Source organism: Rhodococcus sp. 06-418-5 (assembly GCF_002258285.1).
In the GTDB taxonomy this organism is placed as follows: domain Bacteria; phylum Actinomycetota; class Actinomycetes; order Mycobacteriales; family Mycobacteriaceae; genus Rhodococcoides.
On record NZ_NOYE01000012.1, the window covers coordinates 736,029 to 763,028 of the forward strand.

1 protein-coding gene is annotated in these 27,000 nt (G+C 65.4%); it reads left to right on the plus strand.

Annotated features, from left to right (window positions below; translation table 11 throughout):
* The first annotated feature begins 197 nt into the window (after positions 1-197).
* Positions 198-26,972, plus strand: a complete 26,775-nt coding sequence (locus CH274_RS09120) for a non-ribosomal peptide synthetase (protein ID WP_094657173.1) — start codon at positions 198-200, stop codon at positions 26,970-26,972.
* The last annotated feature ends 28 nt before the right edge of the window (positions 26,973-27,000 follow it).

Genomic DNA, 27,000 nt, shown 5'->3' on the forward strand with positions numbered 1-27,000 from the left:
GACGAATTGATACAGAGCCATATCACCACCGAACGTGTGTGAAACGACACGAACGCAGACCAGAACGGAAGCCAGAATTGCTCAATCGCGCGCACAGGCCGCCGCGGCTCGACACTCCCAACCGACCCGAGGGCTCCGAGTCGATCGACTCGACGTCGGCCTTCGTCGTCGTGACCGTGCCGCCGAAGGGCATCTGAATGCGCGCCGCAATCACCGGTGGGTCTCAGACGCCTCCGACCGGCCCCGGCTTCGAGAACGGGTTCCCGCTGTCGTCCGCTCAGCGTGGCATGTGGTTCGCTCAACAGCTGGCTCCTGACGTCCCGGTCTGTATCGCGCAATACGTCGACCTCCGCGGCGATCTTGACATCGCCGTTCTCCAGGACGCGTCGGCTCTCGCAGCACACGAATTTCAATCCGCCTACCTGAGACTGGCCGAGGTGGACGGCGAACCGGTCCAGATGGTCGATCACTCCATCGATCAGTCCGTGCACTACCTGGATCTGCGCGGCGAAGACGATCCCATGACCTCTGCGCTGGCCTGGATCGACGAGAACTACGTCCAACCTGTCGACGTGGAACACGATCCACTCGTCGAGAGCTGGATCATTCAGGTCGAGGACGATCGCAACCTCTGGTACAGCAAGATTCATCACGTCGCACTCGACGGTTACGGTGCGATGACGCTCGTCAATCGAACCGCAGCCTTGTACACCGCGGCCGTCGAACACGTCGAGCCTGCCCCCAGCAAGGCGGCCGAGCTTCGGCGGCTCTACGAGCTCGATCAGGAATACCGGACGTCGTCTCGCTTCGAGACGGACAAGGAGTACTGGACCGCTCGCGCCGCGGACATCCACGACGGAGCCACCCTGTCCAACACTGCCGGGCGCACGATCGCCGCCAGTAAGTTGCGCAGCGTCGCTCTCCCCGACGATGTCGTCACCGAGCTCGAAGCGTCCGACGCGACCAAGGGCGGAACCGCGGCCGCGGTGTTCATCGCCGCCTTCGGCTGCTACCTCTCGCGGATGACCGGGCGGGAGGACGTCTCGGTCAACATCCCGGTGTCCGCGCGCACCACCGCGCTGCTTCGCCGATCCGGTGGGATGCTCGTCAACGTCGCACCCATTTCGATCCATGTACCCCAGGACGCGACCGTCGGCGAGCTGGTTCAGCAGGTCCAGCTCGAATTGATGGGGGCCCTGCGGCACCAGCGTTTCAGCATCGAGGACATTCGGCGTGAGCTTGCGGCTTCGGGCAGCGACAAGCAACTGTCCGGCCCGATGGTCAACATGATGCTGTTCCATCAGCAGATCGAACTCGGCTCGATCGTCGGCGAATTCAACATCGTGACCTCGGGTCCTGTCGAGGACCTTCTGGTCAACGTCTATCAGAGCGGTTCTCCGGCAAGGACGTTCGTCGATTTCAGGGCCAACCCCAACCGGTACGACGACGACGATCTCACCGCACACCATTCGAGTTTCGTCGACATGGTGCAATCCTTCATCGCGGCCGGACCCGATGTCGCCGTTGTCGACGTACATCCGGACAGCGCACGCGAAGGCCAACGTCGACGTCGCGCCGCAGCCCAGCTCGCCTACTGGACCGACCGGCTCGCCGATGCCCCCGATCTCCTCGATCTTCCGACCGACCGTTCGCGCCCCTCGCGCATCGGTCATGTTCGCGCATCCCACGAGGTGACCATCGGATCCGAATCGTGGTCCGCAGTGGCTCGGTTGGCCGCCGAACGTTCCACGACTCCGTTCGTGGTGCTCGAATCCGTTCTCGCCGTGTTGCTTTCGCGACTGGCCAACACCGACGACGTGTCGATCGCCGTGCCTGCGGGTGACGGCAACACCGTGGTGCTGCGGTCCCGACCCGACGTTCGGCACTCGTTCGCCGATTTCGTCGATGCGTCCGGGACCGACTTCGATGCTGCGATGGCGCACGGGGAGACGTCGTTCGAGGACGTCGTCACGGCCCTCGGTCTGCCGAGCTCGGAGTCGTACAGCCCCCTTGCCCAGGTTGCGCTCCGGTTCGGTCCGTCCGCGCTGCCGCGTGACGGGGTTGGCATGGATCTGGTTGTCACCGTCGACGAGTCCGACGATGTCGCGGTCGCTTTCGAATACGCCACAGAACTGTTCGATGCCGCGAGCATGGCTCAGCTCGCCCGCCGCCTCGTTCGCGTGCTCGACGCTGTGATCGGCGAGCCGGATCTGAGGATCGGCGATGTGGACCTGCTGTCCACCGCCGAACGCGCTCGCCTGGCTCCGGTTCGTGGGCCGCGGTCTGTGGCGGGTGTGGTGTTGCCGGAGTTGTTGGCTGATGCTGTGGGTGTTGCTGGTGTCGGTGGTGTTGCGGTGGTGTCGGGGTCGCGGTCTGTTTCGTATGGTGAGTTGGATGCGGCGTCGTCGCGGTTGGCGCGGATGTTGATGTCGTGTGGGGTGGGTCCGGGGTCGTTCGTGGCGTTGGCGTTGTCGCGGTCGGTGGAGTCTGTGGTGGCGGTGTGGGCGGTGGCGAAGGCCGGTGGTGCGTTCTTGCCGGTGGATCCGAAGTATCCGGTGGATCGGATCGAGCACATGTTGGTCGATTCGGGTGCTGTGGTGGGTGTGACGTTGGGTGCCGATGTGGGTGTGTTGTCGGGTGTGGGTGGGGTGTCGTGGGTGGTGCTCGATGATGCCGATGTGGTGGCGGATCTGGCGTTTCGGTCGTCTGCTCCGGTGTTGGATGCCGAGCGTTCGGGTGTGTTGCGGCTCGATGATGCGGCGTATCTGATCTATACGTCGGGTTCGACGGGTGTGCCCAAGGGTGTGGTGGTCACTCATCGTGGTGTGGGGAACTTGGCTGCCGAGGAGCGGGTTCGGTTCGGTGTGGGTCCGTCGTCGCGGGTGTTGGCGTTTGCGTCGCCGAGTTTCGATGCCTCGATTCTCGAGTTCGTGTTGGCGTTCTCGGGTGGGGCGACGATGGTGATTGCTCCGCCGTTGGTGTTCGGTGGGGTGGAGTTGGCGTCGTTGTTGGCGCAGGAGCGGGTCTCTCATGCGTTCGTCACGCCTGCGGCGTTGGCGTCGGTGGATCCGGTGGGGTTGGAGTCGGTCGAGGTGGTGGTGACCGGTGGTGATGTGTGTGCGCCGGAGTTGGTGGCGCGGTGGGCGCCGGGTCGGCGGATGTTCAATGCGTACGGTCCGACGGAGGCGACGATTTTCTCGTCGATCTCGTCGGCGTTGGTGGTGGGGGAGTCGGTCGATATCGGTTCGCCGACGATCGGTTTCGCGGAGGTGGTGTTGGATTCGCGGTTGAATCCGGTGCCGGTGGGTGTGGTGGGTGAGTTGTATCTGGCGGGTCCGGCGTTGGCTCGTGGGTATCACGCGCGGTTGGGTTTGACGGCGGAGCGGTTCGTGGCCAATCCGTTCGGTGGTGCGGGTTCGCGGATGTATCGCACCGGTGATGTGGTGCGGTGGAATGCTTCGGGTGCGTTGGAGTATGTGGGGCGTAGCGATTTCCAGGTGAAGGTGCGTGGTTTCCGGATCGAGTTGGGTGAGATCGATTCGGTGTTGGCTGCGGTGCCGGGTGTCGATTTCGTGGTCACCATCGGTCGTGAGAGTGCTGCTGGGGCAACGGTGTTGGTGTCGTATGTGTTGCCGGTGGCCGGTGCCGGGGTCGAGGCGGATGCGTTGCGCGAGCATGCCGGTTCGGTGTTGCCTGCGCATATGGTGCCCTCGGCGTTCGTGATGCTCGAGTCCATTCCTCTCACTCCCGCAGGCAAACTGGACCGAAACGCACTCCCCGAACCCGAACTCGGTTCGCAGGGTGCATTCGAGGCCGCGGAAACGGAGTACGAGGCCGCAGTGGCGACCGTGTTCCGCGACGTTCTCGAGGTCGACCGGGTCGGCGTGACCGACAGCTTCTTCGATCTCGGCGGAAACTCCCTCGTGGCAACGCGTCTGATCGCTCGGGTCAACTCGGCTCTCGGAACCGATCTGAAGGTGCTGGACCTCTTCGAGGCGTCGACCGTGAGGACCCTGTCCGAACGGGCCGAGGCCAAGGGCGCATCGCTGCATCGCCGTCCGGCGCTCGTCGCCGTGGACCGGCCCGATTCGATCCCGCTGTCTCTCGCACAGCAGCGGATGTGGTTCATCAACCAGTTCGATGTGTCCTCGCCCGCGTACAACATCCCGCTCACCGTGCGACTGACCGGTCGACTGGACGTCGATGCGATGGCTGCGGCCGTCGGCGACGTTCTGTCCCGGCACGAGTCGCTCCGCACCGTGTTCCCGACCGTGGGCGATCTGCCGAACCAGGTCATCACACCGGTCGAGGACGTCACCGGATCGACGCTGCCCCTCGATGTGGTCGACGTCGACGCCGGCTCGGTCGATGCGCTCGTCCGTGCTGCCGCGACAACAGGATTCGACGTCACGGTCGATCTTCCCTTCCGTGCCGTGCTGTACAGGACCGGTTCGGAAGACTTCGTACTCTCCATCGTCGTCCACCACATTGCGGCGGACGGTGCGTCGATGGCACCGCTGGCCCGAGACGTGATGGTCGCCTACGGTGCCCGATCCGCCGGTTCGGCTCCGGTGTGGGAGCCACTCGCCGTCCAGTACGCGGATTTCGCGTTGTGGCAGCACGCCGTTCTCGGCGACGAGAGCGATTCCACCTCGGTGGCGTCGCGGCAGATCGAATTCTGGCAGTCGGCTCTGGCGGATCTGCCGGACGTATTGCCGATGCCGCTCGATCGTCCGCGTCCCATCCGGCAGTCGATGCGCGGCAGCGTCACCCCGTTCACGATTCCGGCCGACGTAGCCGCACGATTGAGTTCGGTTGCTGCCGAACATGACTCGACCCTGTTCATGGTTGTTCATTCGGCGCTTGCACTCCTGCTCGCGCGGCTGAGCGGAACTCAGGACATCGCTGTCGGTACGCCGATCGCCGGTCGAGGCGACGCGGCCCTGGACGACCTGGTCGGCATGTTCGTCGGTACCCTCGTTCTGCGAACACAGGTCGAGCCGCAAGCAACCTTTACCGAACTGCTCGCCGACACTCGTCGCTCCGACCTCGCCGCCTTCGACAACACCGACATCCCGTTCGAGCGTCTGGTCGACGTACTCGATCCGGTGCGGTCGACCGACCACTCGCCGCTGTTCCAGGTTCTGCTCGAGTTCCAGAACAATGCAGCTGTCACGTTGGAGCTGCCCGATCTCACCGTTCGGTTCGAGGAGATCGGCACCGATACGGCAAAATTCGATCTACAGCTGCGTGTGGATCAGGAGCCCGTCGACCCGTCCGGTGCACTGTCGGCGTCGTTCACCTACGCCACGGATCTGTTCGATCCCGAAACCATCGACCGGTTCGTCGATCGCTTCCTGCGGATCGTGTCGACCATCGGAACGTCGACGGACGTACGCACCGCAGACATCGACATTCTGTCCGCCGCGGAGCGGGAACTCGTCCTGTTCGAGTGGAACGACACCGCACGTCTGATCGAACCTCCGGTCCACCAGCAGATTCCGGCCGGCGGCGCCGACATGACGCTCAGCAGTCTGTTCGACCGACAGGTACAGCGCAGTCCGTACTCGACAGCGCTCGTGTTCGAGGACGAACACATCACCTATCTCGAACTGGACGAACGCGCGAATCAGCTCGCGCGTCATCTCATCTCGCTCGGCGTGACACCCGAATCCCATGTCGGCCTGGCGATTCGCCGGTCGATCGATCTGCTCGTCGGCATGTACGCGATCGTCAAGGCCGGTGGTGCCTATGTACCGATCGACCCGGACCATCCCGTCGAGCGGTCGTCCTACGTCCTCTCCAGCGCCCAGCCCGTGTGCATCCTCACCACCAGTCGCGACTGGATCAACATCCCGGTCGCAACTCCGGTCCTGGCCGTCGATCTGCTCGACGTCTCCGATCGCGACCACTCCACGATCACCGACTCGGACCGACTGGGAAGACTGCACGGCTCGAACACCGCATACGTCATCTACACCTCCGGCTCGACCGGTCGGCCCAAGGGTGTCGCAGTCACGCACTCGGCCATCGTGAACCGGCTGCTGTGGATGCAGCACGAATATCACCTCGAGCCTGCGGACACCGTTCTGCAGAAGACTCCGGCGACGTTCGACGTCTCGGTGTGGGAGTTCTTCTGGCCACTACAGGTCGGTGCCAAGCTCGTCGTGGCCGAACCCGACGGACACCGCGATCCCGTGTATCTGTCCCGCATCATCGCGCAGGAGCACATCACCACGGCGCACTTCGTGCCGTCGATGCTCGCGGTGTTCGCAGCCGGGGCACGGGCTGCGGAATGTGTCTCGCTCCGACTGGTCTTCTGCAGCGGCGAGGCGCTTCCACCTGCCACCGCGGCGCAGTTCGCGCAGTTCTCACTCGCGGAACTGCACAACCTCTACGGTCCGACCGAGGCGGCAGTCGACGTCAGCTACTACCACGTGACCGGGCGCGAGTCCGTCTCGATTCCCATCGGCGCACCGGTGTGGAACACGCGTCTGTACGTGCTCGACGCGTCGTTGCGACCGGCTCCGATCGGTGCTCCCGGCGAGCTGTATCTCGCCGGTGTGCAACTCGCTCGCGGGTACGTCGGCCGAGGCGACCTGACAGCGGATCGCTTCGTCGCGGATCCGTTCGGCGAGCCGGGCGAGAGGCTCTACCGCACAGGTGATCTGGTGCGCTGGCGCGCCGACGGCGAGCTCGAGTACATCGGCCGCACGGACTTTCAGGTCAAACTGCGAGGGCTCCGGATCGAACTGCCCGAGATCGAAGCGGTTCTCCTTCGATCCGAATCGGTCGCACAGGCGATCGCACTGGTGCACAAGGACCCGAACACCGGTGAGACCCTCGTGGCCTACGTGGTCGGTGCGCCCGGCCACGCCGTCGATCCCGCGCACCTGACGGCCGAGGCCGCGCGCCGCCTCCCGGGGTACATGGTGCCCTCACACGTGGTGGTACTCGACTCGCTGCCGGTCAACGCCAGCGGCAAGCTCGACCGGAAGGCATTGCCTGCGCCCGAATTCACTGTCGCTGCATCGGAATTCTTCGGGCCCGAGAACCCGGTCGAGGAGATCGTCGCCGGAGTCTTCGGCGATCTGCTCGGTATGGCCCAGGTCAGTGTCACGTCGAGCTTCTTCGAAATCGGCGGCAACTCGCTGATCGCGATGCGGTTGGTCGCGCGAATCAATGCGGCACTCGGAACCGATATCGGTATCAGGGATCTGTTCGACGCCCCCACCGTGCGAGCGCTGTCGGCAGGCATCGAACTCGGTGAGCACGACGCTGCAGCCGCCCCTCGGCTGGTCCCGCAGGAGCGACCGGATGCAGTGCCCCTGTCGCTGGCCCAGCAGCGGATGTGGTTCATCAATCAGTACGACACCGAATCGGCTGCCTACAACGTCGCGTTCGCCATGCGCCTGAGCGGCGCGCTCGATGTCGATGCGATGCACTCGGCCATCGCCGACGTGCTCGGTCGACACGAGTCGCTGCGCACGATGTTCCCGCTGACCGACGACGCTCCGGTGCAGTCGATCCTCGACGTGGAATCTGCACTGCCGGATCTGACTCCGATCCTCGCGAACGACGAGCGCCACGTTCTGGAGTTGATCGCCGACGTCGCAGGCTCGGGCTTCGACGTCGTGGCCGACGTTCCGCTGCGAGTTCGACTGGTTCGGGTCAGCGAGAACGAGCATGTGCTCGTGATGGTGGTGCACCACATCTCCTCCGACGGGTTCTCGAGCGCCCCGCTGGCCCGCGACCTGATGGTGTCCTACAGTGCCCGCGCCGCAGGGCATGCACCCAGCCAGGAACCGTTGCCGGTGCAGTATGCCGATTACGCGCTGTGGCAGCGCCGGTTCCTCGGCGCGGAGTCCGATTCCGAGTCGTTGATGGCCAAGCAGCTCGCCTACTGGGTCGAGACACTGTCCGGCAGTCCCGAGGTTCTGACGCTGCCGACCGACCGCCCGCGTCCCGCGGTGGCTTCCCTGCGCGGCGACAGCGTGACGTTCGAGATCGACGCCTCGGTTCATGCCCGCCTCGCTACTGTTGCCGCCGAACACAATTCGAGCTCGTTCATGATCGTGCACGCGGCCCTTGCCGTACTGCTGGCCCGACTCTCGGGTACCGAGGACATCTCGGTCGGAACGCCGATCTCGGGCCGAGGAGACGCCGCACTCGACGAACTCGTCGGCATGTTCGTCAACACCCTCGTTCTGCGCACTCAGGTTCCCGGCTCGATGCGGTTCGAGGACCTGCTCTCGGACGTTCGCTCCGTGGACCTGGCCGCGTTCACGCATTCGGATGTCCCGTTCGAACGGGTGGTGGACGCGGTCGATCCCGCGAGGTCGACTGCCCATGCGCCGTTGTTCCAGGTGATGCTCGAGTTCCAGCAGACCGACCGACCGACCGTGACGTTGCCCGGACTGTCGATCGAGAGCATCGAGCTACCCAACGACATTTCCAACTTCGATCTGCAGTTGACGATCTCGGAGGAATTCGACCCGTCCGGCGCACCGGTCGGCATCGAAGCCGGATTCCGTTACGCCACAGAACTGTTCGACGCGGATACCGTCCGAGTTCTCGCCGATCGCCTGGTACGAATCCTCGACGCCGTGACCGCCGTGCCGTCCATCCGAGTCGGTGACATCGAGATCTTGTCTGCCAACGAGTACGACTCGCTGGCTCCGGTTCGGGGGCCGCGGTCTGTGGCGGGTGTGGTGTTGCCGGAGTTGTTGGCTGATGCTGTGGGTGTTGCTGGTGTCGGTGGTGTTGCGGTGGTGTCGGGGTCGCGGTCTGTTTCGTATGGTGAGTTGGATGCGGCGTCGTCGCGGTTGGCGCGGATGTTGATGTCGTGTGGGGTGGGTCCGGGGTCGTTCGTGGCGTTGGCGTTGTCGCGGTCGGTGGAGTCCGTGGTGGCGGTGTGGGCGGTGGCGAAGGCCGGTGGTGCGTTCTTGCCGGTGGATCCGAAGTATCCGGTGGATCGGATCGAGCACATGTTGGTCGATTCGGGTGCTGTGGTGGGTGTGACGTTGGGTGCCGATGTGGGTGTGTTGTCGGGTGTGGGTGGGGTGTCGTGGGTGGTGCTCGATGATGCCGATGTGGTGGCGGATCTGGCGTTTCGGTCGTCTGCTCCGGTGTTGGATGCCGAGCGTTCGGGTGTGTTGCGGCTCGATGATGCGGCGTATCTGATCTATACGTCGGGTTCGACGGGTGTGCCCAAGGGTGTGGTGGTCACTCATCGTGGTGTGGGGAACTTGGCTGCCGAGGAGCGGGTTCGGTTCGGTGTGGGTCCGTCGTCGCGGGTGTTGGCGTTTGCGTCGCCGAGTTTCGATGCCTCGATTCTCGAGTTCGTGTTGGCGTTCTCGGGTGGGGCGACGATGGTGATTGCTCCGCCGTTGGTGTTCGGTGGGGTGGAGTTGGCGTCGTTGTTGGCGCAGGAGCGGGTCTCTCATGCGTTCGTCACGCCTGCGGCGTTGGCGTCGGTGGATCCGGTGGGGTTGGAGTCGGTCGAGGTGGTGGTGACCGGTGGTGATGTGTGTGCGCCGGAGTTGGTGGCGCGGTGGGCGCCGGGTCGGCGGATGTTCAATGCGTACGGTCCGACGGAGGCGACGATTTTCTCGTCGATCTCGTCGGCGTTGGTGGTGGGGGAGTCGGTCGATATCGGTTCGCCGACGATCGGTTTCGCGGAGGTGGTGTTGGATTCGCGGTTGAATCCGGTGCCGGTGGGTGTGGTGGGTGAGTTGTATCTGGCGGGTCCGGCGTTGGCTCGTGGGTATCACGCGCGGTTGGGTTTGACGGCGGAGCGGTTCGTGGCCAATCCGTTCGGTGGTGCGGGTTCGCGGATGTATCGCACCGGTGATGTGGTGCGGTGGAATGCTTCGGGTGCGTTGGAGTATGTGGGGCGTAGCGATTTCCAGGTGAAGGTGCGTGGTTTCCGGATCGAGTTGGGTGAGATCGATTCGGTGTTGGCTGCGGTGCCGGGTGTCGATTTCGTGGTCACCATCGGTCGTGAGAGTGCTGCTGGGGCAACGGTGTTGGTGTCGTATGTGTTGCCGGTGGCCGGTGCCGGGGTCGAGGCGGATGCGTTGCGCGAGCATGCCGGTTCGGTGTTGCCTGCGCATATGGTGCCCTCGGCGTTCGTGATGCTCGAGTCCATTCCTCTCACTCCCGCAGGCAAACTGGACCGAAACGCACTCCCCGAACCGGACTGGTCCGCTCAGGTCACGGCCGGTCGCGATGCGGACAACGCGGTCGAGAAGACGTTGGCCGGATTGTTCGCCGAGGTTCTTCGACTGGACCGCGTCGGCGTCGACGATTCGTTCTTCGCTCTCGGCGGCGACAGCATCATGTCGATTCAGCTGGTCTCGCGTGCCAAGGCAGCCGGATTGTCTCTGTCGCCACGAGATGTGTTCGAGCACAAGACCGTTGCGGCACTGGCCGAGGTGGTCGCGTCCGGAGACGGCACTGCACCTCTCGTACTGGAGGAATTGCCAGGTGGCGGTGTCGGTGACGTACCGCTGACTCCGATCGTCGCCTGGATGCTCGATCGGACGGCTGTCCTCGACAAGCACACGCAGACGGCGGTTCTCACCCTCCCGGTCGATATCGAGCTGGATGTGCTCGAGGCAACCGTGCAAACGGTCCTCGATCACCACGACATGCTCCGCGGCGTTCTGCACCGGGGTGAGCACCCCACGATGGAGGTGCTTCCCGCCGGATCGATCGCGGCGAACTCGGTCGTGCACCGCGTGGCGTCGACGACCGTTCGGGGAGAAGGGTTCTCGAAGCAGGCAACGGCCGAGGCAGAAGCAGCAGTCGGCCGGTTGGCACCCGATTCCGGTGTGATGATCCAGATGGTGTGGTTCGACGCCGGCCCCGAGGGGAGCCGTCTGCTCGTCGTCGCCCACCACTTGGTCATCGACGGCGTGTCCTGGCGAATCCTGGTTCCGGACCTCGCGTCGGCATGGGCCCAGATCATCGGCGGGAACACTCCTGAGCTGGCTCCGGTCGGCACTTCCATGCGTCGGTGGTCGCACGGGTTGCGTGAGGTCACCGCCACCCGCGGTGACGAGCTGGCGATCTGGCGCGACGTTCTGGCACAACCGGATCCGCTCATCGGATCACGCGCGCTCGATCGCGAGATCGACGTGTACCGGACGGTGGACAAGATCGAGATGACGTTGTCCACCGACGTCACCGAGGGGCTACTGACAGCACTGCCCGATGCGTTCCACGGCAGCGTCAACGACGGTCTGCTCGCCGCACTCGCGCTCGCCACGGCGGTGTGGCGACGTGGTCGGGGAGTGACCGTGGACGACGCTCTCATCTCGCTGGAGGGTCACGGCCGCGAGGACCACGTGGTACCCGGTGCCGATCTGGGCCGGACCATCGGTTGGTTCACCACGATCTACCCGCTCAGGCTCACCCTCGCCGGTCTGGACCTGGACGACGCACTCGCCGGCGGTGCCGACGCAGCACGACTGATCAAAACGGTCAAGGAGCAGTTGCTGGCGGTCCCCGATCACGGCATCGGTTACGGCATGCTCCGCTACCTGGACGAGGACGGCGCCGCTGCTCTGCGCGACTTCCCGGCTCCCCAGGTCAGTTTCAACTATCTCGGGCGCTACAGCACCGACGTTCCGGACGAGCTGCGTGGACACGGCTGGCTGCCGGTCGACGACTCCGGTGTCGGCGATTCGCAGGACGCCGATCTACCGGTAGCAGCAGTGCTCGACATCAATGCCGTCACCACCGCGACGCCGACCGGCCCGCGCCTCGAGGCGACGTTCGCTTTCCCCACCGGGGTGCTCGCCGCCGCCGAGGTCACCGAACTGGCGGAGTTGTGGCGTCAGGCCCTCACCGCGCTGACACAGCTCGCCCAGCGACCGGGGGCCGGTGGCTTCACGCCGTCCGACCTCGATCTGGTGCGGCTCGATCAGAGTTCCATCGACCACCTCGAACGGGTCTATCCCACGCTGGACGACATCTGGTCCATGACGCCCCTGCAGGCCGGATTGCTGTTCCACGCCGAGCTGTCGGATCAGTCCGTCGACGCCTACATCGTCCAACTCGTGTTGGAGCTGCGCGGAAGCGTCGACGAGGCACGGTTCCGACGTGCTGCTCGAGCGCTCCTGCGTAGACACGCGAACCTGCGGACTGCCTTCGTTCACAACGACGACGGCGAGTCCATACAGATCGTTCACCACGACGTGGACGCTCCCTGGTCGTCGATCGACCTGACCGGACTGGACGCCGACGATCGAGCCGTCGAGCTCGATCGCATCGAACACGACGACCGCGCCACCAGATTCAACATGGCGCAGGCACCTCTGTTGCGCTTCATGCTGATCACGGTGGCGCCCGGCGAGTGGCGTCTGGTGATGACCAACCACCACATCCTGCTCGACGGTTGGTCCACACCGTTGCTGCTCAAGGACCTGCTGACGCTCTACGTGGTCGACGGCGACGAAACCGTGCTCCCGCGGGTTCCCGCCTATCGCGACTACCTGTCGTGGCTGGCCAAGCGTGACCGTTCGTCGGCACTGGCCGCGTGGACCGACGCGCTCGCAGGCTTGTCCGAGCCGACCCTGTTGACGCCGGTCGAGAGCCGGCGCCAGGAGTCGACGTTGGCAGGTCGGTCGCTGGTCTCGCTCGATGTGGAGCAGACGGACCGGCTGCGCAGCGTCGCTCGTGCACGTGGCGTGACGATGAACTCCATGGTGCAGGCGTCGTGGGCCCTCGTGCTCGGCACTCTGACCGGACGCTCCGACGTCGTGTTCGGTGCCACCGTGTCCGGACGCCCGCCGGAGGTCTCCGACATCGAGGCCATGGTCGGTCTGTTCATCAACACTCTGCCGGTGCGGATCGTGCTCGATCCGTCGGAGACACTCGGCGAGTACCTCGAGCGGGTACAGGCCGAACAGGCCGCTCTGCTCGATCACCACTACCTCGGCCTCACCGACATCCAGCGTGCGGTGGGACCGGCCGTCGCCTTCGACACCCTGACGGTGTTCGAGTCCTACCCGATGGACCGCGCGGGATTGTCGGCCGAGACCGACCTCGCCGGGATGCGGGTGCACGACGTGCACGACGGCAGCGACACAGCGCAGTATCCGCTGACCTTGGTCGCCATGGTCGACGATCGGCTGCACATCGAGGCGAAGTACTTGCCGGAGTTGTTCGAGCACAGCGTCGTCGAGGCGACGGTCGACAGAATCGTGCGGGTCCTCGACGCCATTGCCACCGACACCGGTCGACTCGTGGGGTCCCTGTCGTTGCTGTCCGACGACGAACTGGTCCGCTTGGCACCGGTCCAGGGGCCGGCTGCCGAAGCAGTTCGACTGCTCCCGGACATCCTCACCGCCGCTACTGCGGGCAACCTGCACGGCACCGCTCTGTGGAATGACGGGCGCACGGTCGACTACGCCGAGCTCGACGCGCAGTCCTCGGCTCTCGCCCGAACGCTGATCGCTCGCGGTGCCGGTCCGGAAACCGTTGTCGCACTGGCTGTGCCACGTTCCATCGAATCGGTACTCGGAATCTGGGCGATCGCGAAGACCGGCGCGGCATTCCTGCCGATCGATCCGAACTACCCGCGCGATCGCGTCGAGCACATGCTCGTCGATTCGAACGCCTCGCTCGGCCTGACCGTGTCCGCGCACACATCCGCGGTCGAGGGTCTGGGATCCGCCCGGTGGACCGTTCTCGATCACGACGACACGCGCGCCGACATCGCCGGTCACTCGACCGCGCCGGTTCTCGACGGCGACCGTATCCGCCCGATGCACATCGATCAGGTCGCGTACCTGATCTACACCTCCGGCTCGACCGGTGTCCCCAAGGGCGTCACCGTCACTCACCGGGGATTGGCGAACCTGGCGGAGGAGGAGCGCACTCGTTTCGAGGTGACCCCGGACGCTCGGGTTCTGGCGTTCGCGTCTCCGAGCTTCGATGCCTCGATTCTCGAACTGCTGATGGTGCTCTCCGGTGCCGCGACGATGGTCATCGCGCCGACGTCGGTCTACGGTGGAGCCGAATTGGCTCAGCTGCTCGCTGCACAGCAGGTGACGCATGCGTTCGTCACCCCAGCCGCGCTTGCATCGGTGGATCCGGAGGGCCTGACGGAGCTGCGAGTCGTCGCGACCGGTGGCGACGTCTGTCCGCCGGAACTCGTCGCCCGCTGGGCACCGGGCCGCCGGATGTTCAACGCGTACGGTCCGACCGAAGCGACCATCTTCTCGTCCGTCAGCGATCAGCTGCATATCGATTCGACGATCGACATCGGTTCGCCGACAATCGGGTTCAGCGAGGTCGTCCTCGACTCGCGACTGCACCCGGTACCCGTCGGTGTTGCGGGTGAGCTCTATCTCGCCGGTCCGGCGCTCGCCCGGGGTTACCACTGCCGATTCGGCCTGACGGCCGAGCGTTTCGTGGCGAATCCCTTCGGCGAACCGGGTGCGCGGATGTACCGCACCGGCGATGTCGTCCGGTGGACCGAGTCGGGAACGCTCGAATACGTCGGGCGCAGCGACTTCCAGGTCAAGGTGCGCGGTTTCCGCATCGAACTGGGCGAGATCGACGCCGTCCTGACCGATGATCCTTCCGTCGAGTTCGCGACCACCGTCGGTGTCGACGGTCCGGCCGGTAACACCATTCTCGTCGCCTACGTCCTTCCGCGGTCCGGCGAGCAGATCGATGCGGTGTCTCTGCGCAGTCATGTGTCGAATTCGCTACCGACCCACATGATCCCGACGGCCTTCGTCGCCCTGGAATCGATTCCGCTGACACCGGCCGGCAAGCTGGACCGCAACGCCCTGCCCGCACCCGATCTTCATCTCGGGGACGATTCGCGTGCACCGCGCAACGACACCGAGCAGGTCATTGCCGACATCTTCGGCGAGGTACTGGGGATCGACGGCGGTGTCGGAATCGATTCGAGCTTCTTCGACCTCGGTGGGGACTCGCTCAGCGCCACCAGACTCACCGCTCGGGTCAATGCCGCCCTGGACACCACGATCAGCGTGCGTGCACTGTTCGAGGCTCCCACCGTCGAGTCGCTTGCGGTGCGCGTACACAGCGATCCGACCGGCACCGAGCGCCGTCCCGCACTCGTGGCCAAGCCGCGACCGGATTCGATTCCGTTGTCGCTCGCGCAGCAACGGATGTGGTTCATCAACCAATTCGACGTCGACTCTGCGGCCTACAACATCCCGCTTGCGGTCCGGCTGACGGGTCGACTCGACATCGACGCGATGAGTGCGGCGGTCGGGGACGTTCTCGAACGGCACGAGTCGCTGCGCACGGTGTTCCCGAGCCACGGTGAGCGCCCCGAGCAGAAGATCCTCGATGCGCAGACGGTGAGAACCGATCTCGCCGTCGTCGATCTGGACGCCGACGAGATCGTTTCGGCCATCTCTGCCTCTGCCGCAACAGGTTTCGACGTCACGACCGATCTACCGTTCCGCGCGGTGCTGTACCGGGTTGCAGCGGACGAATTCGTGCTGTCGATCGTCGTGCACCACATCGCCGCCGACGGTGCCTCCATGGCACCCTTGGCGCGAGATGTCATGGTCGCCTACGGTTCTCGCGTAGCGACCGGCGCTCCGATGTGGGCACCACTCGACGTTCAGTACGCGGACTTCGCGATCTGGCAACGCACCGTCCTCGGCGACGAGGCCGATCCCGCGTCCCTCGCCGCGCAGCAGTTGGATTTCTGGAAGACCGCTCTCGCGGATCTTCCCGACGTACTGCCGTTGCCGCTCGATCACCCGCGGCCCACTCGGCAGTCCATGCGCGGCAACAGTGTTCGGTTCGAGATCGACCGAGCAACCCATTCGGCACTGGTCGAGTCGGCGCGCGCCAACGAGGCGACCGTCTTCATGGCCGTGCACGCGGCATGGTCGATTCTGATGGCACGCATCAGCGGCACCGAGGACATCGCCGTCGGAACGCCGATCGCCGGTCGAGGCGAGGCCGCGCTCGACGATCTGATCGGCATGTTCGTCGGCACGCTGGTTCTGCGTACCCAGGTGACACCGGGGCTCTCGTTCAACGATCTGCTCCGTGCCACCCGCACAGCAGATCTGGCGGCGTTCGACAACACCGATGTTCCGTTCGAGCGACTGGTCGACGTTCTCGATCCCGCGCGTTCGACGGACCGTTCGCCGCTGTTCCAGGTGCTGGTCGAATTCCAGAACAACACCTCGGCCGCGCTCGAACTACCGGAGCTCACGGTCGAGGCCGTCGACATCGACGCGCACGTCGCGAAGTTCGATCTGCAGCTGACCGTCGCCGAGCAGTACGACGAGTCCGGTGCGCCGGCCGGGATGACCGCCGCGATCACCTACGCGGTCGATCTGTTCGAGGAATCGTCCGTCCGGGAGTTCTCGGCACGATTCGGTGCTGTGCTCGCCTCGGTGACAACCGATCCCGAGCGCGCAGTCGGCGACATCGACCTCTTGCTCCCGGGCGAGCTCGATGCCATGACGGGTGAGTGGAACCACGCAGGTCTCGTGGCATCCGACGCGACGTTGGCCGATCGATTCGCCACCGCAGCAGCGCAATTCCCCGACTCGCGTGCGGTCGTCTTCGGCGATCACATGCTGACCTACGCCGAGTTGGACGACCGGTCGAGCCGACTCGCGCGGCTTCTGGTCCAGCGCGGTGTGACATCGGAATCGCTCGTGGCGGTCGCGATGCCGCGCAACGAGCAGCTGATCGTCGCTCTGCTCGCGGTGATCAAGTCCGGTGGAGGCTACCTTCCGATCGACGTGTCCTACCCAGCGGATCGGCTCGCGTTCATGCTCGAGGACGCCTCGCCCGTCTGTGTGATCTCCACGGTTGCCGACAGTGCGGCAGTGCCCGCCTCGGATCTCGATGTCCTCGAGATCGATTCGCCCGAGCTGATCGCCGAACTGGACGTCATGTCGGGTGCCCCGCTGACCGATGCGGACCGCTCGGGTGGCACCAGCGCCGATTCGATCGCGTACGTCATCTACACCTCGGGCAGTACCGGTCGCCCCAAGGGCGTGCAGATCGCGCACCGCAACGTGGCGACGCTGTTCGCGAACACAGCCGATCTCTTCGATTTCGACGATCGCGACGTCTGGACGATGTTCCACTCGTATGCGTTCGACTTCTCGGTATGGGAGCTGTGGGGACCGCTGCTGCACGGCGGAACACTCGTCGTCGTCGACTACTACACCGCGCGCTCCCCGGAGCTGTTCCGCGAGTTGCTGGTACGCGAGAAGGTCACGGTTCTCAACCAGACACCGACGGCGTTTTACCAGTTCGCGGAAGCGGATCGAGTTGCGACCGGAAACCTCGCCGGAACCGCGGACTCCGATCTGTCGCTGCGGTACGTGATCTTCGGCGGAGAAGCACTCGATCTCGGTCAGTTGGCTCGCTGGTACGCCCGGCACGACGAATCCGCTCCGACTCTGGTCAACATGTACGGCATCACCGAGACGACCGTCCACGTGAGTCACCTGGCCCTGACAGAACAGTTCGCCGCCTCGGCCTCGGCCAGCGTCATCGGTCAGGCGATTCCCGCGCTGCACGTCGCGGTTCTCGACACCCGTCTCAATCCGGTGCCGCCGGGCGTGACCGGTGAAATGTACGTCTCGGGGGCACAGCTCTCTCGCGGTTACCTCGGCCGGGCCGGGCTGTCGGCCACCCGTTTCGTCGCCGATCCGTCCGGAGACCCCGGTGCCCGGATGTACCGCACCGGCGACACCGCGCGATGGAATCGCGACGGTGCACTGGAATACCTGGGCCGCAGTGACATGCAGGTGCAGTTGCACGGCTTCCGCATCGAGCTCGGCGAGATCGAGAGTGCTCTGCTGGCGTACGACGGTGTCGCGGCCTCCGTGGTCTCGGTCCGTGACGACGGATCCGGTGATCGCCTGATCGGATATGTCGTCGCCGAGGCGGGTCGAACCCTCGACCACTCCGCCGTTCTGGATTTCGTCGGGCACTCGCTGACGTCCTACATGGTTCCGGCTGCGCTGATAGTGCTGGACGAGCTGCCGCTCACTGCCAACGGAAAGCTCGATCGCCGTGCACTGCCGGCTCCGGACTTCTCGGCCAACGTGACCGAAAGCCGTTTGCCTGCAACCGAAGTCGAGTCGATCCTTGCCGGATTGTTCGCCGACGTGCTCGGCCTCGACACCGTCGGCGTCGACGACTCGTTCTTCGCGCTCGGCGGCGACAGCATCATGTCCATCCAGCTGGTCTCACGTGCCAAGGCGGCCGGTCTGGTCCTGGCTCCGCGCGACATCTTCGAGCGCAAGACCGTTGCGGCGCTGGCCGAGGTCGTCGTTCTCGGGGGCGACGCCGTCGTGCTGGAAGAGCTCGACGGTGGGGGAGTCGGCTCGCTGCCTCTGACACCCGTCGTTCGCTGGATGCTGGACCGCAGCACCGACTTCGGCCGCTACACCCAGACCGCCCTGCTTCAGCTTCCGGTCGGCATCGAGACCGAGACGCTCGAGCGCACCGTCCAGGCGGTGCTCGATCGTCACGACATGCTCCGGTCGAGGCTGTACCAGGATGCCGACGGCATCTGGCACGAGGAAGTATCTCCGATCGGCACCGTGTCCGCCGCGTCGGTCATCCATGCGGTCTCGGTCGATTCCGTGGACGGTGCCGCATTCTCTTCCCGCGCCGCAACGGAGCTCGACGCCGCAGCAGATCGACTGATCCCAGCCGACGGCGTCATGGTTCAGATGGTGTGGTTCCAGGGCCCGAACGGGTCCGGCCGACTGCTCGTCGTCGCGCATCACCTCGTGATCGACGGCGTGTCCTGGCGCATCCTCGTGCCGGATCTCGCAACGGCATGGAGCCAGATCATCGCCGGCGACGCGCCTGCGCTGGCACCGATCGGCACATCGATGCGGCGGTGGTCCACCGGTTTGGCCGAGGTCACGGCGAGCCGCGCCGACGAGATCGGGCTGTGGCAGCGCATTCTGAGCGGTGCCGATCCGACGATCGGTTCGCGACCACTCGACAAGCGCATCGACGTCGACGCCACCGTGCAGCGCATCCGCACATCACTTCCCGTCGAGGTGACCGAGCGCTTGCTGACCACGGTGCCGAACGTCTTCCGTGGCAGCGTCAACGACGGCCTCCTGGCCGGCTTGGCGTTGGCACTGACCGCGTGGCGTCGTGAACGGGGAGCCGCTGTCAGCAGCGCCCTGATCACGCTCGAAGGCCACGGCCGTGAAGACGCCGTGGTTCCCGGAGCCGATCTCGGCAGAACCGTCGGCTGGTTCACCACGATCTTCCCCGTGCGACTCGACCTCGGTTCGGTGGACGTCGCCGACGCGTTGTCGGGTGGCGACTCCGCCGGTGCACTGATCAAGGCGGTCAAGGAACAGCTGCTCGAGATCCCGGATCACGGAATCGGCTACGGCATGTTGCGGTACCTCGATTCGGCTGGAACCGAGGCGCTTTCCGGTTTCGCCGCGCCTCAGGTCAGTTTCAACTACCTCGGACGATTCTCGACCGGCTCCACCGAAGGCATGGCCGACGTTGGTTGGATTCCCGTCGCCGATGCCGAGCTCGGCGACGCGCAGAATCCGGACATGCCCGTGCCGGCTGCGCTGGACATCAACGCCGTCACCACCTCGACGCCCGACGGTCCGCAGCTCGACGCCACCTTCGCGTTCCCGGCGGGCATCCTCGATTCCGACGAGGTCGATCGGTTGATCGAACTGTGGACGCAGGCGCTGACCGCGATCACCGAGCACGCCTCGGTGCAGGGTGCGGGAGGCTTGACCCCGTCCGACCTCGAGCTGGTGGACATCGATCAGCGCTCCATCGAGGTGCTCGAGCAGCAGTTCCCCGACCTCGACGACGTGTGGTCGCTGTCGCCGCTGCAGGCCGGCTTGCTGTTCCACGCGCGCCTCGCCGGCGAGGTCGGCAGTGACACTGCGGGCGTCGACGCCTACATGGTGCAGCTCGGCCTCGAGCTGCGTGGCGTCGTCGATGCCGAGCGGATGCACTCCGCCGTGAACAAGCTCGTCTCTCGCCATCCGAACTTACGAGCAGCGTTCGTGCACAACAGCGCCGGCGAATCCCTGCAGATCGTGCAGAATTCGGTGACGGTTCCCTGGGCCGAGGTCGATCTACGCGGTGAGGCCGACGTCGACTCCGCGCTCGAGGCCGTGCTCGCCGCCGATCGCGGTGTGCGGTTCGAGATGGACTCGGCGCCGCTGCTTCGATTCACGCTGATCACCCTCGCCGACGATCACTGGCGACTGTTGCTGACCAACCACCACATCCTGCTCGACGGTTGGTCGACGCCTCTGGTCGTCAAGGAACTGATCACGCTCTACGTCACCGAGTCCGACGATTCGATGCTGCCGCGTGTGCCCGCATACCGGGACTACCTCGCGTGGATGCGGCAACGCGACGTCGCCATCTCCACGGCGCAGTGGGTCAGTGCGATGGCGGGTGTCGAGGAGCCGACACTGCTGGTCACCGGTGATCGGGGCCGACAGTTGTCCACCGTCTCGAGCGAGACGGAAAGGTCGTTGTCGATCGAGACCACAGCGGCACTGCGCGATTTCGCAGCGCGCCGCGGTTCGACTCTGAACACCCTCGTTCAGACCGCGTGGGGCATCGTGCTCGCCACTCTGACCGGACGCGAAGACGTCGTCTTCGGTGCCACGGTGTCGGGTCGGCCGCCCGAGGTCCCTGGCATCGAAGGCATGATCGGGCTGTTCATCAACACACTGCCCGTTCGGGTCACGCTCGATCGGGCCGAGACTCTGGGTGCTCTGGTCGATCGCGTGCAGGCCGAACAGGCAGCACTGCTCGACCACCACTACCTCGGTCTGACCGACATCCAGCGCGCAGCCGGTGCCGGCGTCGCATTCGACACGCTCACCGTGTTCGAGTCGTACCCGGTCGATCGCGCCGGAGCTTCTGCGGCAACGGATTTCGCCGGCATGCAGGTGACCGACATCCTCGGAACCGATGCCGCGCACTACCCGCTCACCCTGGTGTCGTCGGTGGACGAGCGCTTGAACCTCAAGGCCAAGTACCTGCCCGAACTGTTCGAGATCGAGGACGTGCACGCGATCGTCGATCGGGTCGAGCGGGTACTCGATGCGGTACTGGCCGACGAGCAGCAGCCGCTGGCTCGACTCAGTCTGCTCGCCGATGCCGAACTCGGTTCGCTGGCACCGGTATTCGGACTCGAAGGCCGATCGACTCGGTTGCTGCCGGAGATCTTCTCCGACGCAGCTGCCGTCGACCCGAATGCCGTCGCGGTACGCAGCGTCGACGGCGAGCTGACGTACCGCGAGCTGGATCGACAGTCGAACCGTCTCGCCCGCATCCTGCTCGGTCACGGTGTTCGTACCGAGACGTTCGTGGCGCTCGGAATCGCACGATCCATCGAGTCGGTGCTGACCGTCTGGGCCGTCGCCAAGTCCGGTGCCGCGTTCGTGCCGGTCGATCCGAACTACCCGGCCGATCGCATCGAGCACATGCTGGCCGACTCCGGAGCGTCTTTCGGTGTCACCACCCGCAGTCACCTCGACGATCTGCCGTCGACCGTGCCGTGGATCGTTCTGGACGACCTCGCCACCGATGGCCCGAACGCGGTGAGCGACGAGCCCATCGCCGACGACGAACGCCACGGTCGCGTCACCCTCTCGAGTGCCGCGTACACCATCTACACGTCGGGTTCGACGGGTGTTCCGAAGGGGGTCGTGGTCACCCACTCCGGCCTCGACAATTTCGCTACCGAGCAACGCGAGCGCTATCGAGTCACGAAGGACTCACGCACGCTCCATGTTTCGTCGCCCAGCTTCGATGCGTCCGTGCTCGAGTACCTGCTCGCGTTCGGCGTCGGAGCCACGATGGTGATCGTTCCGCCCACCGTGTACGGCGGAGCCGAGCTGGCATCGTTGCTGGCCGAGGAATCGGTCACTCACGGCTTCATCACCCCGTCCGCCCTCGCCTCTGTCGATCCCGCGGGGCTCGACACGTTCGCCGACGTGGTCGTCGGCGGCGAGGCGGTCCCGGCCGAGTTGGTCACCAAGTGGGCTCCGGGCCGCAACCTGTTCAACGGGTACGGACCGACCGAGGCCACGATCATGTCCAACATCAGTGCACCGATGGTGGCCGGCGAGGCGGTCTCGATCGGCGGACCGGTACGGGGTGTGTACGAGGTGGTTCTGGACTCGCGACTGCAGCCGGTTCCCATCGGGGTGGTGGGTGAGCTGTATCTCGCGGGCGTCGGATTGGCCCGCGGCTACCACGATCGGATGGGGTTGACGGCCGAACGATTCGTCGCCGATCCGTTCGGCGCTCCCGGTGCGCGCATGTACCGCACCGGAGACGTGGTGCGCTGGTCGCCGGATCTGACCATCGAGTACGTCGGTCGCAGCGACTCCCAGGTCAAGGTCCGTGGCTTCCGCATCGAACTCGGAGAGATCGACGCAGCGCTCTCTGCTCATCCGGCGGTCGACTTCGCGGCGACATTCGGAACTCCCGGGCCGACCGGTGCCACCGTTCTCGTGGCCTACGTTCGCCTGACGGGGGACGACCCGGCCGAGACGGTCGATACCTTCGACACGGCCGTTCTGCGCGATCATCTCGCCACCGCGCTGCCGGCGCACATGGTTCCGAGCGCCATCGTCGTGCTCGAGTCGATTCCACTCACACCGGTGGGCAAGCTCGACCGCGCAGCACTTCCGGTACCGGAGTTCGGCACGGCCACGTCGTACCGCGAGCCGAGCACGCCTGCCGAGCTGACGGTCGCGGCGGTCTTCGCCGAGATCCTCGAGGTGGGTCGAGTCGGTGCGGACGACGGCTTCTTCGAGCTCGGTGGCGACTCTCTCAGCGCAACGCGAGTGATCGCTCGCGTCAATGCCGAATTCGGTACCTCGATCGGGGTCCGCACGATCTTCGAGACCCCGACGGTGTCGGGTCTGGCGAGCGCAGTCGGCTCGGCCGACCCACGTACGCAGCGGCCGGCCCTCGTTGCCGCGACGCGTCCGGAGCACATTCCGCTCTCGCTCGCTCAGCAGCGGATGTGGTTCATCAACCAGTTCGACACCTCGTCGGCGGCGTACAACGTGCCGTTGGTCGTCAAACTGACCGGACGGCTCGACACCGCTGCGCTGGCCGACGCGGTGGTCGATGTTCTGGGGCGCCACGAGTCCCTGCGCACGACCTTCCCCGACGGCCCCGAGTTCCCGGTGCAGCTCGTGCACCCGGCTGCCGAGGTCGCGCCCGCGGTCGAATCCGAACGGATCGATGCCGCTGTTCTCACCGATCGCGTGGCTCTGTTGGCCGGTCGAGGTTTCGACGTGACCACCGAGATCCCGGTGCACGTCGAGCTGTTCGAGGTGCTCGACGCCGACAACGACGCGTCGGAGGATCCCGTCTTCGTACTCGCCATGGTGGTGCACCACATCGCCGCCGACGGCGCGTCGATGGCACCTCTCGCTCGCGACGTCGTGCTCGCCTACTCGGCGCGCAGTGCCGGTCAGGCACCGAACTGGCAGCCGCTGCCCGTCCAGTACGCCGACTACACGATCTGGCAGCGTTCGCTGCTGGGTGACGAGCAGGACGCGTCGAGTGTGGCTGCGGCTCAGCTCGAGCACTGGTCCACCGCGCTTGCTGGTCTTCCCGATCTGTTGCCGTTGCCGACGGACCGACCGAGGCCGACCACTCAGGACTTCCGCGGCGGCCGAGTCCGGTTCACCGTCGATGCCGACATCCATCGCGCCCTCGTCGCCGTCACGCGCGAACAGAACGTCAGCATGTTCATGGTTCTGCACGCCGCGTTCGCGGTCGTTCTGGCACGCCTGAGCGGCACCGACGACATCGCGATCACCACCCCGGTGGCCGGGCGCGGTGACGCGGCGCTCGACGACCTCGTGGGCATGTTCGTCAACACGCTCGTGCTGCGCAGCCGAGTGGACGAGTCCGCGACGTTCGACGATCTGCTGAACCAGGTCAAGACACACGACCTCGACGCATTCGATCACACCGAAATGCCCTTCGAGAGAATCGTCGAGGTTCTCAATCCCACGCGTTCGACGGCTTACGCTCCGCTGTCACAGGTCGCGCTGTCGTTCCAGAACAACGAGAAGGCCTCGCTCGAGCTGCCGAACCTACGTGTCGAAGGCTTCGACTTCGACGTTCCGGTGGCCAAGCAGGATCTGCAATTGCTGCTGTCCGAGACCTTCGACGACCAGGGGCGTCCGTCCGGCTTCGAGGCCGCATTCGACTACGCCACATCGCTGTTCGACGCGTCCAGCGTCGAGGCCATCGCGGCGCGACTGATCCGAGTTCTCGATGCCGTCGGACGCGACCGACACACGGTGGTCGGAGACATCGAACTTCTGGGTGCCGACGAGCAGCGCACGTTGGTGCCTGCGCGAGGAAACGCCGACGCGGCAGTTCGGACGTGGCCGGAGTTGCTCGCGGCGGCGGTCGCGCTCGATCCGTACGCAGTGGCCGTGACCTACCGAGGCATCAGCCTGTCCTACGCCGATCTCGACAGCTGGTCCAACCGGATCGCTCGGATGCTGATCGACTACGGGGTCGGTCCCGAAACGTTCGTCGCGTTGGCGCTGCCTCGATCGATCGAGTCGGTGCTGTCGGTGTGGGCTGTGGCGAAGACCGGTGCCGCGTTCCTGCCTGTCGATCCGAACTATCCGGCGGACAGAATTGCGCACATGCTCGAAGATTCCCATGCCGCAATGGGTCTGACCGACATCGACAACAGGGCTTCGCTGCCCGACACGGTCCCGTGGCTGGTTCTGGACGATCCGGAAACCTCCGCGGAGCTATCTCGCTACCCGGCGGACGCGGTGACCGATGCCGATCGCACGGCCACCCTGCACATCGACCACCCGGCCTACCTGATCTACACCTCGGGCTCGACCGGTCGGCCGAAGGGCGTTGCGGTACGGCACCGTGGCCTGGCCAACCTCCAGGCCGAGGTGATCGAGCGATTCCGCCCCACTCGGGATTCGCGTGTTTCGCACATCGCGTCGCCGAGTTTCGACGCATCGATCTACGAGCTGACGATGGCGTTCGGCGTCGGTGCCACCGTCGTCATCGTGCCGCCGGGAGTCTTCGGCGGCGGCGACTTGGCCGACCTGCTCGAATCCGAGCACGTCACGCATGCGTTCCTGACGCCGGCGGCGCTGTCGTCGATCGACGAGACACGTCTGGGCACCGTTCGGGTCCTCGCGGTCGGCGGCGAGGCCTGCACTCCCGAGTTGGTGGCGAAATGGGCACCGGGCCGAACGATGTTCAACGGCTACGGTCCGACCGAAACCACCATTCAGGCAAGTGTCGGTGGACCTTTGGTGCCCGGTGGCACGGTGGACGTCGGCAGGCCAGGAACCGGATTCCGGTTCCTGGTGCTCGACGCACGACTCCGACCGGTCCCGGCCGGAGTGTCGGGCGAGCTCTACATCGCCGGTCCAGGCACCGCCCGCGGATACCTCGGTCGTTTCGGACTGACATCCGAGCGTTTCGTCGCCGATCCCTTCGGCACTCCGGGCGATCGGATGTATCGAACGGGCGACGTCGTGCGCTGGGGCAGTGCCGGGGCCGTCGAGTTCGTCGGGCGCAGTGACTTCCAGGTCAAGGTGCGCGGTTTCCGTATCGAACTCGGCGAGATCGATTCCGCTCTCACCGAGCACGAACAGGTCGGATTCGCCGCCACGATCGGTCACACGGCTGCGTCCGGTGACACCGTCCTCGTGTCCTACGTTCTCGCGGCCGACGGCGAATCGGTCGACACCGAGGCACTTCGCGATCGCGTGGCCAAAGTGCTCCCGCGGCACATGGTTCCGTCGGCGATCATCGAGCTCGACGACATTCCGCTCACTCCGGTGGGCAAGCTCGATCGACGGGCGCTGCCGGTTCCCGAGCTGACCGTGTCGACAACTCCGTACCGGGCACCGGGCACCGATGTCGAAGCCGCGATCGCCGACGCGTTCGCTCAGGTTCTCGGGGTCGAACGGGTCGGCATGGACGACAACTTCTTCGAGTTGGGCGGAACGTCGCTGGTGGCCACGAAGATCGTGCCTGCCATCGAGAACGCCATCGGGGTTCGGGTGCCGCTGCAGGCACTGTTCGTCGATCCGACGCCGGCAGGGTTGGCCGCGCGGGTCGCCGCGGATGCCGACGCGGGGGGCGCCGACCTCGATTCTGTGTTCGGAGTCGTGATTCCGCTGCGCGGCAGCGGGTCCAAGGCCCCGTTGTTCTGTGTCCACCCGGGAATCGGATTGTCATGGGGATACGCCGGTCTCGTCTCACACCTGAGCGACGACCGTCCCGTGTACGGCCTGCAGCTGCCGAGCATCGTGGAAGGGTCGAGCTTCGGATCCATTCGCGATCTCGCCCACCGGTACGCCGACGAGATCCGCGCCGTCCAGCCGGTCGGTCCGTACCACCTTCTGGGGTGGTCGCTCGGCGGCTCACTGGCTCATGCGATAGCGGTGGAACTGCGCAGCACCGGCAGCGACGTCGCCACCCTTGCTCTCCTCGACAGCTACGTGGACGGACACGACGGCGAACAGGCCGAGGGAGCGTTGAGCGTCGAGAATCTGCTCGCCGGATTGGGGCTCGACCTGTCGGCTCAGGCGTCGACAGAGCCACTGACCTACGAACGGGGGGTCGAACTGCTCGACGAGTCGTTGGGTCAGACGACCGGCGTCTCCGCCGATCACCTCCGTCGTATCAATGCGGGATTCGAGAACTCGACTCGAATGATGGCCGAGTTCATCCCGGACGTCTTCGACGGAGATGTTTTGTTCTTCTCGGCAACGAAGGGCGCGAGCGATGGAATTGTTCGATCCCCGCAGGAATGGCGACCGTATGTCACAGGAGATATCGTCATCCACGATGTCGACGTTTTCCACAACGAGATGACCAATGCGGACGCTGCCGACGTGATCGGGCCTGTCGTCGATTCTCATCTCGGAAATACACCCGAATAACGATTGGTGTGTTCTTCACGTCGAAGAG